Source organism: Rhodoferax mekongensis, from assembly GCF_032191775.1.
In the GTDB taxonomy this organism is placed as follows: domain Bacteria; phylum Pseudomonadota; class Gammaproteobacteria; order Burkholderiales; family Burkholderiaceae_C; genus Allorhodoferax; species Allorhodoferax mekongensis.
On the sequence record NZ_CP132507.1, the window covers coordinates 3303024 to 3319452 of the forward strand.

Genomic DNA, 16429 nt, shown 5'->3' on the forward strand with positions numbered 1-16429 from the left:
TCAAACGTAAGCCGGGACCATGCAGGTCTTGTGCTCTACGTGATACTCAAATTCATGACGGAAATGCTTGATCATGGCGCGCACAGGCATCGCCGCAGCATCACCCAACGCACAAATCGTTCGGCCTTGGATGTTCTCTGCAACGTTATCCAGCAAATCCATATCGCTAGGACGACCTTGTCCACCTTCGATGCGGTCAACCATGCGAGATAACCAACCCGTACCTTCGCGGCAAGGCGTACATTGTCCGCAAGATTCATGCATGTAAAAGTAGCTCAGACGCTGAAGCGCTTTGACCATACAACGGGTCTCATCCATGACGATCACAGCACCTGAACCCAACATGGATCCGGCTTTTGCAATCGAGTCATAGTCCATTGTGCAATCCATCATGATGGAGGCTGGCAATACCGGCGATGAAGATCCCCCGGGAATAACAGCCTTAAGCTTTCTACCACCGCGCACACCGCCGGCTAACTCCAATAGTTTGGAAAACGGGGTTCCCATCGGAATTTCGTAGTTTCCGGGGCGCTCCACGTCACCACTCACAGAGTAAATCTTCGTGCCACCGTTATTGGGCTTTCCACACTCGAGGTAGGCCTGGCCACCATTGCGAATGATCCAAGGTACAGCCGCAAATGTCTCTGTGTTGTTAATGGTCGTCGGCTTGCCGTACAAACCAAAACTGGCCGGGAACGGTGGCTTGAATCGTGGTTGGCCCTTTTTCCCTTCCAAGGACTCCAGCAACGCGGTCTCCTCGCCGCAAATGTAAGCCCCGAATCCGTGGGCCGCATGCAACTGAAAGCTGAAGTTGCTGCCGAGAATGTTGTCGCCCAAAAAGCCTGCTGCCCTTGCTTCTTCCAAAGCCGCTTCGAAGCGATCATAGGAAGCGAAGATTTCACCGTGGATATAGTTGTAACCCACCGTGATGCCCATCGCATAAGCGGCAATGGCCATACCTTCAATCACAATGTGCGGATTGAATTGCAGGATGTCTCGATCCTTGCAGGTGCCGGGCTCGCCTTCATCCGAATTACAAACCAAGTACTTCTGCCCAGGGAATTGGCGGGGCATGAAGCTCCATTTCAGTCCAGTCGGGAAACCGGCTCCGCCTCGACCGCGCAAGCCGGACTCTTTGACAGTGGCAATGACCTGGTCTTGTGTCAGACCCTCACCGCCATCCTTGCCCAGAATCTTGCGAAGCGCCTGATAGCCACCACGTGCAACGTAGTCCTGTAAGCTCCAATTGGATCCATTCAATCCTGCATAAATTTGTGGATTGATGTGCCGGTCATGAAAACAGGTTTCAGTACCCTTGGCACTGAACTTTGCCAATATCGTATCTGCGCTCATGCTTGTCCTTCCGAGGCACGCAGTTCGTCGACCAGTTGGTCCAGCTTGTCGTTCGACATAAAGCTGCACATTGCACGATCGTTCACCAACATCACTGGGGAATCTGCGCAGGCACCCAAACATTCACTCTGTTGCAGAGTGAACAGACCGTCGGGTGTTGTCTCTCCCATTTGAATACCCAATTTGGATTCCAGATGGTGCAGTGCCTTTTGCCCGTCACGCAGTTGACACGGCAGGTTTGTGCAAACGTTCAGTTTGAATTTACCAACGGGACGTTGGTTGTACATGTTGTAAAAAGTGGTCACCTCATGGACAGCCATAGGTGCCATGCCGAGATGCTCGGCAATCACTTTCTCGCTCTCGGCACTGACGAAACCCAGTTCTTGTTGAACGATGGCCAAACAAGCCATCACTGCAGATTGCTTTTGATCTGCAGGGTACTTGGCGACTTCGCGATCAAAGCGCGATTTGGTGGCAGCGGAGATCATCGATCAATCTCTCCAAAAACGATATCCATGGTTCCAATAATGGAAACGGCGTCAGCGATCATGTGACCCTTGGCCATCTCGTTCAAGGCGGCGAGATGCACAAAGCCCGGTGGACGGATCTTCAAACGATAGGGTTTGTTGGCTCCATCGCTCACGATGTAGATGCCAAATTCACCCTTCGGGTGTTCTACAGCTGCGTAGGCCTCACCTTCGGGAACGCGGAAGCCTTCGGTGAACAACTTGAAGTGGTGAATCAGCTCTTCCATGCTGGTCTTCATCGCTTCGCGCGATGGAGGTGCAACCTTGTGGTTGTCAGTAATCACCGGACCGGGGTTGGCTTTCAACCAATCGACGCATTGCTTGATGATGCGATTGGATTGCTTCATTTCTTCCATGCGCACGAGGTAACGGTCGTACACGTCACCTGTTTTCCCCACTGGAATATCAAATTCCACTTTGTCGTAGGCATCGTACGGTTGCTTCTTGCGCAGATCCCAAGCGATGCCGGAACCACGCAACATCGGGCCGGAAAAGCCCATGTTCAAAGCGCGCTCTGGCGCAACGATACCAATATTGACGGTACGCTGCTTCCAGATACGGTTCTCGGTCAGTAGCGTGTGGTACTCGTCTAGGCACGCTGGGAAGCGTTGAGCGAAGTCATCGATGAAGTCCAACAGCGAGCCTTGGCGGTTGCGGTTGAGTTCCTCAACTCCTTTCGCATTCCGCACCTTGCTGGCCTTGAATTGCGGCATCGTTTCAGGCAGATCACGATAGACGCCGCCCGGGCGGAAATACGCCGCATGCATACGGGCGCCACTGGCTGCCTCGTACATGTCAAACAGGTCTTCGCGCTCACGGAAGGTGTAGATGAGGATGGTCGAGCTGCCACAGTCATTTCCGTGCGAACCCAACCACATCAGATGGTTCAGCAAACGGGTGATTTCGGAATACATGACGCGGATGTACTGCGCACGAATAGGCACTTCAATACCCAGCAACTTTTCGATGGCCAGGCAATAAGCATGCTCATTGCACATCATTGACACGTAATCCAATCGGTCCATGTAGGGAAGCGATTGGATATAGGTCTTGCTTTCGGCCAGCTTTTCAGTAGCCCGATGCAACAAGCCAATGTGCGGATCAGCGCGCTGGATAACTTCGCCATCCAACTCGAGCACCAAGCGCAAAACTCCGTGCGCCGCAGGGTGCTGCGGGCCGAAGTTCAATGTGTAGTTCTTAATTTCAGCCATGCGTCAACTGCTTACTGCAGGCCTCCGTATTTGTCTTCACGAATGATGCGAGGTGTGATTTCACGCGCTTCAATCGTGACCGGCTGATACACCACTCGCGCCTGCTCCGCGTCATAGCGCATTTCCACGTGACCGGTCATAGGAAAATCTTTACGGAAGGGGTGACCAATGAAGCCGTAATCCGTCAGGATACGGCGCAAGTCGTCATGCCCTTCAAAAATGATGCCAAACAGATCGAATGCCTCGCGCTCAAACCAGTTGGCCGAATTCCAGATATCGTTCACGGAAGCCACCAAGGGCATGTCGTCATCAGACGCCATCACTTTGAGGCGCAGTCGCTGGTTCAAGCTGATGGACAGCAAGTGACTGACGACTGCATAGCGGGGACCATCATAGGCACCCTCTTTGTATTCAGAGTAATCGACGCCGCAGAGGTCTATCAATTGCTCAAACTGGCATCCTGGCGCAGTACGCAGAATTTCGGCAGCGGCGTGGTAGTTCTGGGCAGAGACCAGAACCGTCACCTCGTTCAGCGCGATATCAATGTCCTTGACTTTGTCGCCCAAGGCCGCTTCCACAGCGGCCTTGGTGACTTCGGGATGAATTGCAAAAGTAGTCATTGGCAGCCTCAAGCGCGGGCAATCGTCTGAGTACGACGAATTTTTTGCTGCAATTGCAAAATGCCGTAAAGCAGTGCCTCTGCAGTGGGGGGACAGCCGGGCACGTACACATCCACCGGAACGATACGATCGCATCCGCGAACAACTGAGTAGCTGTAGTGGTAGTAGCCACCGCCATTGGCACATGAGCCCATGCTGAGAACCCAACGGGGTTCCGACATCTGGTCGTACACCTTGCGCAGCGCTGGAGCCATCTTATTGCAAAGCGTACCCGCCACGATCATCAAATCGGATTGACGGGGGCTCGCGCGAAACACTTCAGAGCCGAAACGGCTGATGTCATAGCGCGCTGCAGCGGCATGCATCATCTCCACAGCACAGCAGGCCAAGCCGAAGGTCATGGGCCAGATAGAACCGGTTTTTGCCCAATTCACAACCGAGTCGTAACTCGTCGTGACGAAGCCTTCATTCAAAACGCCTTCAATCATTGCGTTACTCCCAGTCCAGAGCGCCTTTTTTCCACATGTAGACGAATCCGATGGTCAAGATAACCACAAATTCGACACCGATCAGGAACCCGAATAAACCAAGCTCCTTGAGAGATACTGCCCATGGAAACAGGAAGGCTGTCTCCAAGTCAAACAAGATGAACAGGATGGCGACGAGGTAGTACCGAACGTCGAACTTCATCCGGGCATCTTCAAATGCCTCGAAACCACATTCGTAGGGGGAGTTTTTTGCCGCATCGGGCTTGTTGGGCCCGAGTATGTAGCCGAGCACCTGGGGCAACACACCGATGCCGATACCGACCAAGATGAACAGCAGAACGGGGAGATATTGATCGAGGTTCATCTTGAAATTCTGATCACCGTGAAGACCTGCTACAGGAGTGGAACCTGTGCAAGCTGATTTTTTCTGGTGCCGTCGGCGAGACTCGAACTCGCACAGCTTTCGCCACTACCCCCTCAAGATAGCGTGTCTACCAATTTCACCACGACGGCGGCTCTCAGCTGATGAATTTGCGTGAGGAGCCTTTCGGCATTTGCTTATTCACCAGCCCTAGAGTTTACCCTGAATTTCCCCCCTTCACAGCGGGGGGATGGGATTTAAAGGGAGGTTTATTTCGCTGGAATCTGTGCTGCGCCGGATGCAGGTGTGGCAGGCACCGTCTGAGCAGCGGGCACAGCGGCTGGAGCCACCACAGCAGCGCCCTCCAACACCGAGCCGGAGCTGGTTGGGCGCAAATTGCCAAAGTACGCCAGCGCCAGCGTGCAGACAAAAAACACTGTTGCCAATACGGCGGTGGTGCGGGAAAGGAAGTTGGCACTTCCACTGGCACCAAACAAGCTGCCGGAGCCGCCGCTGCCAAAAGCAGCACCCATGTCAGCACCCTTGCCGTGCTGTACAAGGATCAACCCAATCATGGCTACTGCAGCCAGCAATTGGACGGTTAAAATGATGGTGATAACGATGTTCATAAACTACTCCTAAATTCAAATTCAATCAGACTGCCGACGCGGCAGTGATGATGGTCAAAAAGTCAGCCGCTTTGAGCGAAGCGCCGCCCACCAAGCCGCCGTCAATATCTTTCTGTGCAAGAAGTTGCTGCGCGTTTGCTGCGTTCATGCTGCCACCGTACAGAATGTGAACGCGATCTGCGTGCGGCGTGGCAGCAGCCAGTTGCCCACGCAACACGGCATGGACTTCTTGCGCCTGCTCAGGTGTGGCTGTCTTGCCCGTGCCAATGGCCCAAACAGGCTCGTAAGCGACCACGATTTCGCTGATGCAATGGCCATTGGCATGAATCACAGCAGCCAATTGACGTTTCACCACATCCACTGTTTTGCCGGCTTCACGCTCTTCCAATGTTTCGCCCACGCACACAATGGGCGTCACACCACAGGCCAGGGCTTTTTGCGCTTTGGTCGCAACGAGAGCATCGCTTTCACCATGGTACTGGCGACGCTCAGAGTGACCGACAATGGCATAACGGACACCGAGATCACGCAACATGGCTGCAGAAATCTCACCGGTATACGCGCCAGAGTCAAAAGCTGATACGTCCTGCGCCCCCACAGCAATAGCACCTACGGGCTTGACGGCAGCCGCGACCTGATGCAAATAAGCCGCAGGTACACATACGGCCACAAGACATGGGGCCACCGGCATACCAATGTGCAGTTGCTCCAGAAGAGCAGTATTCGCAGCCAGGCTGCCATTCATCTTCCAGTTGCCGGCAATCAGTTTCTTTTTCATGCAGGTTCCCAATTCAAAACAAGCTTCCCGATATGTTCATTGCTCTCCATCACTGCGTGCGCCTGAGCCGCTGCATCTGACGTTTGCGAAGAGCCCACCGTGAACACCTGATGCACGACCGGATTCACGCGTGCGCCAGACAAGAGTGGCCAGACACGTTCGCGTAATGCGCTTGCAATCGCAGCCTTGAAAGCAACCGATCGCGCGCGCAGAGTGGAACCCGTGACTGTCAACCGCTTGCGCAGTATCAAACCGGCATTGACTTCAGACTGCACACCACCCTGCACGGCGATGATGACCAAACGACCATCATCAGCGAGGCACTGGACCTCCTTGGCCACATAAGCGCCGGCCACCATGTCCAGGATGACATCAACACCGCGCCCATCCGTGATTCGCATTGCTTCCGCCTCGAAATCCTGGGTGCGATAGTTGATCGCCCAGTCGGCACCCAGTTTGAGGCACGCCGCGCACTTCTGATCCGATCCGGCGGTTGCTATAACGGTGGCACCCAGGGCCTTGGCCAGCTGGATTGCCGTAACGCCAATGCCACTGGTACCGCCCTGCACCAGCAAGACCTCACCGGATTGCAAGCGGCCACGCTCGAACACGTTGCTCCACACCGTGAAGTAGGTTTCCGGTAGACCCGCTGCCTCCACGTCAGACCAACCCTCCGGCACGGGCAGACACTGGGCCACGGGTGCTACACATAACTCTGCGTAGCCTCCACCCGCGACCAGCGCACACACACGATCTCCGAGACGAAAACCGGCTCGCTCCAACGCCTCAGCATCCCCTTCGACAATCGTGCCCGCCACTTCCAGACCCGGGATGTCGGATGCGCCTGCTGGTGCCGGGTACTTGCCTAATCGCTGCAACACATCCGGCCGGTTGACGCCACTGGCGCTCACACGGATGCACAACTCCCCTGCCCCGAACTTCGGCGCAGGACGATCCACCAGACGCAAAACGTCCGGTGCACCGGGAGATGTGATTTCAAATGCTCTCATATCGAATTGACCGGTAGCGCGCGCCAAATGTGCGCGAGCAGCTACCAAATCAATAGCAGACGAAAGGTTTACTCTTGCGCAGGACGCTCGATCAAAGCCTTCATGGACAGCTTGATGCGGCCTTTTTCATCGGTTTCCAGAACCTTGACCTTCACGATCTGGCCTTCTGACAGGTAGTCAGTGACCTTCTCGACGCGCTCATGGGCGATCTGGCTGATGTGCAACAAGCCGTCCTTGCCGGGCAGCAGGTTCACCAGTGCACCGAAGTCCAGGATCTTGGTGATCGGGCCTTCGTACACCTTGCCGATTTCGACTTCTGCGGTGATCTGCTCGATGCGGCGCTTGGCTTCTTCAGCCTTGGCTGGATCGCTGGAAGCGATGGTGATGGTGCCGTCTTCTTCGATGTTGATCTGGGTGCCGGTTTCTTCGGTCAGCGCACGAATTACAGAGCCGCCCTTGCCGATCACGTCGCGGATCTTTTCAGGGTTGATCTTGAAGCTGAACAAACGGGGCGCGAAGTTGGACACTTCGGTACGAGCTTCCGCCATGGACTTTTGCATTTCGCCCAGGATGTGCACGCGCGCTTCCTTGGCCTGAGCCAACGCCACTTGCATGATTTCCTTGGTGATGCCCTGGATTTTGATGTCCATCTGCAGCGCGGTAATACCGTTGGTGGTACCAGCCACCTTGAAGTCCATGTCGCCCAGGTGATCTTCATCACCCAGAATGTCGGTCAACACCGCGAAGCGGTTGTCTTCCTTGATCAGGCCCATGGCGATACCAGCCACGTGCGCCTTCAAAGGCACACCTGCGTCCATCAGGGACAAGCAGCCGCCGCACACGGAAGCCATGGAAGACGAACCGTTGGACTCAGTGATTTCCGACACGACGCGCAGGGAGTAAGGGAACTCTTCTTTGGTCGGCAAAACGGCGACCAAAGCGCGCTTGGCCAAACGGCCGTGACCGATTTCGCGGCGCTTGGGCGTACCCACGCGGCCAGTTTCGCCAGTGGCGAAGGGAGGCATGTTGTAGTGCAGCATGAAACGGTCTTCGTACTCGCCGCTCAAGGCGTCGATACGCTGTGCATCACGCTCGGTACCCAAAGTGGCGATCACCAAAGCCTGGGTTTCGCCACGGGTGAACAAGGAGGAACCGTGGGTGCGGGGCAGCACGCCGTTACGGATTTCGATAGCGCGCACAGTGCGTGTATCGCGACCATCGATACGGGGTTCGCCTGCCAGAATTTGGCCGCGCACGATCTTGGCTTCAATGTCGAACAGCAGTCCTTCGACCTTGACGCTGTCGAACTCAACGCCGTCAGCCTTCAAACCGGCAAACACGTCTGCATAGGCAGCGCGGCAGGCTTGGGTACGGGCTTGCTTGTTGCGGATCTGGTAGGCAGCAACCAGCTTGTCTTTGCCCAAGGCTTCTACCTTGGCAATCAGGGCCTCGTCACGGGCAGGCGCCTTCCAGTCCCACACGGGCTTGCCGGCGTCTCGCACCAGTTCATGGATGGCATTGATCGCAATCTTGCTCTGCTCATGGCCGTAAACCACGGCGCCCAGCATCACCTCTTCAGACAGCTGTTGCGCTTCAGACTCCACCATCAACACAGCGGCCTCGGTACCTGCAACCACTAGGTCCATCAAGGAATCTTTGCGTGCAGACTGGCCGGGGTTCAACACGTACTCACCATTGACGTAACCCACGCGGGCAGCGCCGATAGGGCCGTTGAACGGGATGCCGGAGATGGACAGGGCCGCGCTCACCGCGATCATGGAGGCAATGTCCGCATCCACTTCGGGGTTCAGGGACACGGTGTGCACCACCACGTGAACTTCGTTGAAGAAGCCTTCGGGGAACAGGGGACGAATGGGACGGTCAATCAGACGGCTGGTCAGCGTCTCGTACTCGCTGGGACGGCCTTCGCGCTTGAAAAAGCTGCCGGGAATCTTGCCGGCGGCATAGGACTTTTCGAGATAGTCAACTGTCAGAGGGAAGAAATCCTGTCCGGGCTTGCCTTCAGTTTTGCCGACCACAGTGGCCAAGACGACGGTACCGTCCATATCCAGCAACACGGCGCCTGTGGATTGGCGAGCGATTTCGCCGGTTTCCATGGTTACAGTGTGCTGACCCCATTGGAAGGTCTTGGTAACTTTGTTGAAAATGCTCATGGTGAATCTCCTGTGAGTTTCGGATTTATTGGGGGATGCAGGCCATCCCGCCACAGCCCGGATTCCACAACACAGTCCACGATGCCATTCCAGAAACACTGCCCTTTTCCGGGCAACGGCTTTGGAATGACACAGCTTCGTTCTGTTTTTGCAGTCTCCGAAGTAAAAAACGCCTGAGCTAGTGACCTAACTCAGGCGTTCGTCATTCAGTCAGTCGCTTACTTGCGCAGACCCAACTTGGTGATCAGGGCCACATAACGGTCGTGGTCCTTGGAGTTCAAGTAGTCCAACAACTTGCGGCGACGGCTCACCATGCGCAGCAAACCGCGACGACCATGGTGGTCTTTGGCGTGGGTCTTGAAGTGAGGAGTCAGCTCGTTGATACGGGCTGTCAGCAGTGCCACTTGCACTTCTGGGCTACCTGTGTCGGCAGCGGAACGGGCGTTGTCTTTGACAACAGCAGCTTTGATGCTGGAAGCGATCATGTGTTTTTCCTTATGGTGTTTTGACTTGCGCCAGGTGCTGGAACGGCTCTTGGCGTGCGCCTTGCCCAATGCAAAGCCCGTCGATTATATCCCGAAGCGAGCTACAGGCGAAATCAGCCTCCTACCCCTTAAGCCATCCCGGTGCAGGCTGCACGGTTCTCCCCCCCGAAGCCCGCACCAAATAACGGCTCTGCGCGGTTTTTCAAGGGCTTTGGGCCAAGAATAAAGTTGCCATTTTTTGCTTGAAATGCCGGCAGGGGAACACAGTTAGGGTCCATACGGTGATCACAGTGAACGCCGCCCTCAAAAAGGAATCCACCATGTTTTTCGCTACTGCCCCTGCCGCCTTCCCAGCTTCCCTGCGTCGCCCAGCCTACGGCCACAGCGGACGTACCGTAGAACGTTTTTTGAATGACGCCCTGCTATCCGCCCGCCAGTCCGGGACCGCCTACACCCAGGACGAAACCAGCTTCACCCTGAGCCTGGACGTGCCCGGCATCACCAAAGAACATTTGCGCATCACGATAGACAGCGCTGTGGTTCGCATCCAGAGCAAAGACGACGCCCCCCGCCGCTACCGCGCTGCCTACGAATTCCCCCAAGAGGTGGACAGCGCCCTGAGCGAAGCCAAGCTGGAAAACGGCGTTCTGACCCTCAAGCTGGCCAAAAAAGTGCCGGTTGACAGCTCCGTCGAACTCAGCATCCAGTAAGTGCATTCGCCGCAGAGCGCTGCATCCGCTATCCAATAAGGAGCTGCTCGCGCACCATGGATGGGCGCTGGCAGCACTATTTACAGTGAATGCAGGGGCCAGCGCGGCTTCACGTCAAAAGCGTAGTCGGTCACAGCCTGCTGCAGGCCGCTTTGCAGGCGCATGGCGGCCGCCATGGCAATCATGGCGCCGTTGTCGGTGCACAGATGCAACTCTGGGTAATGCACCCGCACGCCCCGCTTGGCACATTCGGCATTGAGCTGCTCGCGCAATTGGCGGTTGGCGCCCACGCCACCCGCCACGACCAAGCGCTTGAGCCCGGTCTGCTTCAGGGCGGTAACGGACTTCTTCAGCAAGACTTCCACGATGGCTGCTTGGGTAGACGCCGCCAGATCGGCCTGCTGTTGCAAAGGCAAATCCTGAAAGCTGGTGACACCACCTGCCGCCAGCATGCGCTGGCTCTGCACCAGTACTGCGGTTTTAAGCCCGGCGAACGAGAAATCCAGATTACCGCTGTGCAACAGCGGCCGCGGCAGTGCATACGCTTTGGGGTCGCCCGACTCCGCGAGCTTGGAGAGCAAAGGCCCGCCGGGATACGCCAGCCCCATCAGCTTGGCGGATTTGTCAAAGGCCTCGCCCGCCGCGTCATCGATGGTTTCTCCCAGCAATTCGTAGCGCCCGACGCCATCGACCCGCATCAATTGGGTGTGCCCACCGGAGACCAGCAAGGCCACAAACGGAAATTCAGGCGGGTCTTGGCTCAAAAACGGCGACAGCAAATGACCTTCCAGATGGTGCACTCCCAGCACGGGCTTGCCCAAGGCGGCACCCAGCGCGCAGGCCACACCGGCCCCCACCAGCAAGGCGCCGGCCAGACCCGGACCACGCGTGTAGGCCACCACATCCACCTCTTGCAAAGTACGGCCGCTCTCATTCAACACCTGGCGGGTCAGGGGCAGCACGCGGCGGATGTGGTCGCGGCTGGCCAGCTCGGGCACCACGCCACCGAAGGCTTGGTGCATCTCGATCTGGCTGTGCAGGGCGTGCGCCAGCAGCGTGGGCACCGCATCGCCCTGCAACTGCACCATGGCCACACCTGTTTCATCACACGACGACTCGATCCCCAACACCAGCATGCTTGTTTCCTTCAGAGGCGCCGAGTGTAGAGGATGGGGTTGTTCAGGCGGCACAATGACCCCATGCCAGACCTGCTCCTCCCCGCTGACATTGCCAACATCGAACGTGCCACCCTCGATGCCGTGGCCCCGCAGGTGGTGGACGACACCCTGCCCGGCTGGTTGCTGCCTTTTGAAGCCACCACCATAGGCCGCGCGAAAAGTGCCGTCCCGCTGCAGCACGAGGGGCTGTCCGTTGACGACATCACACACATCGCCCAGCGCTATCGCCAGCACCAACTCGCCCCCGCGTGGCGCTTGGCGGTCACACCCGGTCTGCAGCCTTTGCTGTACGCCTTGCGCCGACAGGGATACAGCCCCCAGCAACCCACACTCGTTCAAACCGGGAAAACCGGCACCTTGGCGCGTACGCCATATCGACACACCGTCGTGCTGCGGCACGCGCCGGATGCCGCATGGCGCTCGGTCTACACAGCACCGGGCTTTGACAGGCTGGATGGGGAGGCCCGTATTGCCGCCCTGAGTCGCAGTGAAGTGGTGATGTATGCCACGGTCGTAGATGGCAATCAGGCCTGCGCCGCTGGCACTGCCAGTTTCAGTCGCGGCTGGATGGGGATCCACGGCATGCGCACCGTGCTGACGCAACGCCAACGCGGCATGGCCAGCGCCATCCTCGCGGCATTGGCACAGGAAGGATTGCGCAGAGGTATCGAAGACGCGTTTTTGCAAGTCGAGGCAGAGAACGCAGGAGCCCGCGCGCTCTATGCCCAAAACGGCTTCGCCACGGCGTGGACCTACCACTATTGGCGAGCATGACACCGCACCCCAGCCCATCTTTGGCGTGAATCTTGCGTCAATTAATTCCCATGTCTGAGCCCCTGCGTATTGTTGTGATCACCTCTGACCTGGTCGTCGAAGACCCGGAGGACACCCACGCGCTGGACCAGGCCGAACGTTCGCGCAGCTTGCGCATAGGCCTGCTGGAAAGCGGCTTTAACCTGATCGCCTCCCTGCCTGCTGACGTGTTTTTGACGGAAAGGCTCGCGCAGTTGCAGCCTGACATGATCATCGTGGACGCGGAGAGCGACGCACGGGATGCCCTGGAACACGTGGTGATGGCCACCCGCGATGAGCGCCGCCCCATCGTCATGTTCACCAATGATCACGACACCCGTACCGCCCGCGAAGCCGTGGCAGCGGGTGTGTCGGCCTACATCGTGGCTGGCCTGCAAGCCGAGCGCATCCGGCCGATTCTGGATGTGGCCATGGCCCGCTTTGAGCAGGACCAGGCGCTGCGCCGCGAACTGGCAGACACCCGCAATGAGCTGAACGAACTCTCCACCGCCCTGAAAGACCGCAAGGTCATAGACCGGGCCAAAACCCTGCTGATGCAGCGGCAGCAGCTCAGCGAAGAGGCCGCTTACGCCAAACTGCGCAAAACCGCGATGGACAAGAACCTGAAGATCGTGGAAGTCGCCCAGCGCATGCTGGACGTGGCGGACTTACTGGGCTGACGCCACAGCACAACCTGATTTGGTGCGCTGCACAATTGCAGTGCACGCGCACCCCGCACCCGACCTTTCTTTCGGCCTTCATAGATAGAAACACCCCTAGCGCCGATGTCTATTGCGCAAGCAGCTATGTATTTCATAGCAATTCAGGCCCGCACCATGGAAGCCCACATGTTCGAAGCGGCATAAAACACCTGGCACAGACATTGCATTAGTCCTGACAAGACCGGCAACGGTCATGCAAACGCCCCGTCCAACGGCGGGCTGGGTGAATGCAAAAGGACAAAGGCGTCCCCACGGGTTCGATTGCGCACAGCGCGTCGAACCCCGTGTGGACGCCTTTTTTGTTTTCTGCCTTTGTTTTGTGTGTTTAAACCTTCTGGAGCTACTGACATGACGGATCTTCTGAAAGCCAAACTCAGCCGCCGCGCTGTTCTGCAAACCGCTGCCGTGGGCGCCATCGGCATTGACCCTGCGCTGCGCGCTGCGGTGTATGCCGCAGGTTCCGACGCTCCTGAGAAAACAGAAGTCAAAATCGGCTTCATCCCGCTGACCGACTGCGCCAGCGTGGTGATGGCCTCCGTCCTGGGTATCGACCAGAAATACGGCGTCAAGATCATCCCCACCAAGGAAGCCAGCTGGGCCGGCGTGCGTGACAAGCTGGTCAACGGCGAGCTGGACTTTGCCCATGTACTCTACGGCCTGGTCTATGGCGTGCACCTCGGCATCGGCGGCCCCAAGAAAGACATGGCGGTGCTGGCAACCCTGAACAACAACGGCCAGGCGATCACCCTGTCCAAAAAGCTGGCTGAGAAAGGCGCTGTGGACGGTGCAGGTCTGGCCAAGTTGATGGCCAGCGAGAAGCGTGAATACACCTTTGCGCAAACCTTCCCCACCGGCACCCACGCCATGTGGCTGTACTACTGGCTCGCGGCCAACGGCATCAACCCGCTGCAAGATGCCAAGGCCATCACCGTGCCCCCACCCCAGATGGTTGCCAACATGCGTGTGGGTAACATGGATGGCTTCTGCGTCGGCGAACCCTGGAACCACCGCGCCATCATCGATGGCATCGGCATCACGGCGACTACCACCCAGGACATCTGGAAAGACCATCCTGAAAAGGTGCTGGGCACAACCGGTGACTTTGTGAAGAAGTACCCCAACACCGCCCGCGCGGTGACCGCCGCCATTCTGGAAGCCAGCAAGTGGATTGACGCCGGCTTGTCCAACAAGAACAAGATGGCTGAAACCATTGCCGACAAGAGCTACGTGAACACCAGCGTGGACGCCATCAACCAGCGCATTCTGGGCCGCTACCAGAACGGTCTGGGCAAGACCTGGGATGACCCGAACTTCATGAAGTTCTACAACGACGGCGCGGTGAACTTCCCCTACCTGTCGGATGGCATGTGGTTCCTGACCCAGCACAAGCGTTGGGGCTTGCTCAAAGACCATCCTGACTACCTCGCCGTGGCCAAACAGATCAACCAGATCGAGATCTACAAGCAAGCCGCAGCCGCTACCAAGACACCCCTGCCCAAGAGCGACATGCGCAGCAGCAAGCTGATCGACGGTGTGGTGTGGGACGGCAAGGACCCCAAGAAATACGCCGACGGTTTCAAAATCAAAGCCTAAGGAGCCGACATGGTCAGCGCCGTATTCCACTCACCGATTGCAGCGGCCGAAGGCTCTGCTATCAAAACAGAAGCTTCTCCCGCAAATTCCACGGGCGCTAGCAAGCTGAAAGATGCCAAAACTGCAACACCGGCTTGGCAGGAACAGCCGACACCAGGCTTCGACTGGAGCGGCCTGCTGCTCAAGGTCTTGCCACCTATCTTCGGGATCGCCTTGCTCATCGGCATCTGGGCCATGGTGAGCATAGGCACCGCCAGTTCCATTCCCAGCCCGCTGGAGACCTGGAAGCAGGCGGTCGTGATCTTTAGTGACCCGTTCTACAGCAAAGGTCCCAACGACCAGGGCGTGGGCTGGAACATCCTGTTCTCGCTCAAGCGCGTGGCCGTGGGCTTCGGTCTGGCGGCGGTGGTGGGTATTCCGGTCGGTTTCATGATCGGGCGGTTTGAGTTTTTGAGCCGCATGTTCAACCCGCTGATCAGCCTGCTGCGCCCGGTATCACCACTGGCCTGGTTACCGATTGGTTTGCTGGTGTTCAAGGGTGCGAACCCTGCTGCGATCTGGACCATCTTTATCTGCTCCATCTGGCCCATGATCATCAACACCGCGGTAGGCGTGCAGCGCGTGCCACAGGACTACATGAACGTGGCCCGCGTGCTCAACCTCAGCGAGTGGAAGATCGTCACCAAGATCCTCTTTCCCTCCGTGCTGCCCTACATGCTGACTGGTGTGCGTCTGGCGGTCGGTACGGCCTGGTTGGTGATCGTCGCCGCCGAGATGCTGACCGGCGGCGTGGGCATCGGCTTCTGGGTGTGGGACGAGTGGAACAACCTCAACGTCAAGAACATCATCATCGCCATCTTCGTGATCGGCATCGTAGGTCTGCTGCTCGAGTACGCGCTCATCAAGTTGGCAACTGCATTCACATTTGAAGAGGTGAAGTCATGAGCATCGAATCCATGAACTCGAAATACATCGAAATCCAGGGCGTGGACCAGACCTTCAAGACCAAGAAGGGCTTGTTTCCCGCACTGCGTAATATCAACCTCAACGTGGCCAAGGGCGAGTTTGTGGCCCTTATCGGCCACAGCGGTTGCGGCAAGTCCACCTTGTTGAACCTGATTGCGGGCCTGACCATGCCGACCCAAGGCTCGCTGATCTGCGCCGGCCGCGAGATTGCTGGCCCCGGCCCCGAGCGCGCGGTGGTGTTTCAAAACCACTCGCTGCTGCCCTGGCTGACCTGTTTCGAGAACATCTACATCGGCGTGGAGCGCGTGTTCGGCACCCGCAACCCTGGCGCACCGGCAGAGACCAAAGCCCAGCTCATGGCACGCACGGATGCTGCACTGGCCTTGGTGGGCCTCACAGCAGCTGCCCAAAAGCGCCCCGGTGAAATCAGCGGTGGCATGAAGCAGCGCGTGGGCATTGCCCGTGCGCTGGCCATGGAGCCCAAAGTCTTGTTGATGGACGAGCCCTTCGGCGCGCTGGATGCGCTGACCCGCGCCAAGCTGCAAGACGAGCTGCTGGAGATCGTGGCCCGCACCGAGAGTACGGTGGTCATGGTGACCCACGATGTGGACGAAGCCGTGCTGCTGTCCGACAAGATCGTGATGATGACCAATGGCCCAGCCGCCACTATCGGCGAAGTGCTGAGCATGGACCTGCCCCGCCCCCGTAACCGTGTGGCTTTGGCCGACAGCCCCGAATATCTGGGTTATCGCAAGGCGGTGATTGACTTTTTGTATACGCGGCAGGGGCATGTGGAGAAAGCCGCTTAAGGCGGATTTCCCCCCCTATCCCC

At 57.6% G+C, this 16429-nt stretch carries 18 protein-coding genes and 1 tRNA gene; 6 read left to right on the forward strand and 13 right to left on the reverse strand.

The window, feature by feature from the left end; translation table 11 throughout:
- The 12 genes from nuoF to rpsO all read right to left on the reverse strand — a co-directional run bounded on the left by nuoF (window position 1) and on the right by rpsO (window position 9636).
- Window positions 1–1353: an NADH-quinone oxidoreductase subunit NuoF gene (gene nuoF, locus RAN89_RS15690; RefSeq protein ID WP_313867176.1), complete on the reverse strand. Its 1353-nt coding sequence runs from the start codon at window positions 1351–1353 to the stop codon at window positions 1–3.
- The gene (gene nuoE, locus RAN89_RS15695; protein ID WP_313867177.1) at window positions 1350–1841 is read right to left on the reverse strand and encodes an NADH-quinone oxidoreductase subunit NuoE; all 492 of its coding nucleotides are present in this window, start codon (window positions 1839–1841) and stop codon (window positions 1350–1352) included. The genes nuoF and nuoE overlap by 4 nt, the downstream gene beginning before the upstream one ends.
- Entirely contained in the window at window positions 1838–3091 is a 1254-nt protein-coding gene (locus tag RAN89_RS15700) for an NADH-quinone oxidoreductase subunit D (RefSeq protein ID WP_313867178.1), read from the reverse strand. Before RAN89_RS15700 ends, nuoE begins: the two co-directional genes overlap by 4 nt.
- 11 nt (window positions 3092–3102) lie before the next feature.
- Entirely contained in the window at window positions 3103–3711 is a 609-nt protein-coding gene (locus RAN89_RS15705; protein ID WP_313867179.1) for an NADH-quinone oxidoreductase subunit C, read from the reverse strand.
- Window positions 3712–3719: 8 nt separating this feature from the next.
- Window positions 3720–4199: a NuoB/complex I 20 kDa subunit family protein gene (locus tag RAN89_RS15710; RefSeq protein ID WP_087494533.1), complete on the reverse strand. Its 480-nt coding sequence runs from the start codon at window positions 4197–4199 to the stop codon at window positions 3720–3722.
- A gap of 4 nt (window positions 4200–4203) precedes the next feature.
- Entirely contained in the window at window positions 4204–4563 is a 360-nt protein-coding gene (locus RAN89_RS15715; RefSeq protein WP_313867180.1) for an NADH-quinone oxidoreductase subunit A, read from the reverse strand.
- Window positions 4564–4627: 64 nt separating this feature from the next.
- Window positions 4628–4712 (reverse strand) — tRNA-Leu (locus tag RAN89_RS15720).
- Between the two features lie 117 nt (window positions 4713–4829).
- Entirely contained in the window at window positions 4830–5189 is a 360-nt protein-coding gene (gene secG / locus RAN89_RS15725; protein WP_313867181.1) for a preprotein translocase subunit SecG, read from the reverse strand.
- A gap of 25 nt (window positions 5190–5214) precedes the next feature.
- The gene (gene tpiA, locus RAN89_RS15730; protein WP_313867182.1) at window positions 5215–5967 is read right to left on the reverse strand and encodes a triose-phosphate isomerase; all 753 of its coding nucleotides are present in this window, start codon (window positions 5965–5967) and stop codon (window positions 5215–5217) included.
- Window positions 5964–6977, reverse strand: a complete 1014-nt coding sequence (locus tag RAN89_RS15735) for an NAD(P)H-quinone oxidoreductase (RefSeq protein ID WP_313867183.1) — start codon at window positions 6975–6977, stop codon at window positions 5964–5966. The genes tpiA and RAN89_RS15735 overlap by 4 nt, the downstream gene beginning before the upstream one ends.
- Window positions 6978–7045: 68 nt before the next feature.
- A complete protein-coding gene (pnp, locus tag RAN89_RS15740; RefSeq protein ID WP_313867184.1) occupies window positions 7046–9151 on the reverse strand; it encodes a polyribonucleotide nucleotidyltransferase in 2106 nt (701 codons plus the stop codon).
- 218 nt (window positions 9152–9369) lie between these two features.
- Window positions 9370–9636, reverse strand: a complete 267-nt coding sequence (gene rpsO / locus RAN89_RS15745) for a 30S ribosomal protein S15 (RefSeq protein WP_313867185.1) — start codon at window positions 9634–9636, stop codon at window positions 9370–9372.
- 320 nt (window positions 9637–9956) lie between these two features.
- Between rpsO and RAN89_RS15750 the strand changes: the two genes are divergently transcribed.
- The gene (locus RAN89_RS15750) at window positions 9957–10346 is read left to right on the forward strand and encodes an Hsp20/alpha crystallin family protein (RefSeq protein ID WP_313867186.1); all 390 of its coding nucleotides are present in this window, start codon (window positions 9957–9959) and stop codon (window positions 10344–10346) included.
- Window positions 10347–10426: 80 nt separating this feature from the next.
- Here RAN89_RS15750 and tsaD read toward each other — a convergent pair whose 3' ends face one another.
- Complete coding sequence (gene tsaD / locus RAN89_RS15755) at window positions 10427–11482, reverse strand: tRNA (adenosine(37)-N6)-threonylcarbamoyltransferase complex transferase subunit TsaD (RefSeq protein ID WP_313867187.1); 1056 nt, start codon at window positions 11480–11482, stop codon at window positions 10427–10429.
- Window positions 11483–11545: 63 nt separating this feature from the next.
- Here tsaD and RAN89_RS15760 point away from each other — a divergent pair, with 63 nt between their 5' ends.
- The 5 genes from RAN89_RS15760 to RAN89_RS15780 all read left to right on the forward strand — a co-directional run bounded on the left by RAN89_RS15760 (window position 11546) and on the right by RAN89_RS15780 (window position 16406).
- A complete protein-coding gene (locus tag RAN89_RS15760; RefSeq protein ID WP_313867188.1) occupies window positions 11546–12298 on the forward strand; it encodes a GNAT family N-acetyltransferase in 753 nt (250 codons plus the stop codon).
- 50 nt (window positions 12299–12348) lie between these two features.
- Window positions 12349–12996, forward strand: a complete 648-nt coding sequence (locus RAN89_RS15765) for an ANTAR domain-containing response regulator (RefSeq protein WP_313867189.1) — start codon at window positions 12349–12351, stop codon at window positions 12994–12996.
- Between the two features lie 390 nt (window positions 12997–13386).
- Complete coding sequence (locus RAN89_RS15770) at window positions 13387–14631, forward strand: CmpA/NrtA family ABC transporter substrate-binding protein (protein ID WP_313867190.1); 1245 nt, start codon at window positions 13387–13389, stop codon at window positions 14629–14631.
- Between the two features lie 9 nt (window positions 14632–14640).
- The gene (gene ntrB, locus RAN89_RS15775; protein ID WP_313867191.1) at window positions 14641–15576 is read left to right on the forward strand and encodes a nitrate ABC transporter permease; all 936 of its coding nucleotides are present in this window, start codon (window positions 14641–14643) and stop codon (window positions 15574–15576) included.
- Between the two features lie 11 nt (window positions 15577–15587).
- Entirely contained in the window at window positions 15588–16406 is an 819-nt protein-coding gene (locus tag RAN89_RS15780; protein WP_313869417.1) for an ABC transporter ATP-binding protein, read from the forward strand.
- Window positions 16407–16429: the final 23 nt, after the last annotated feature.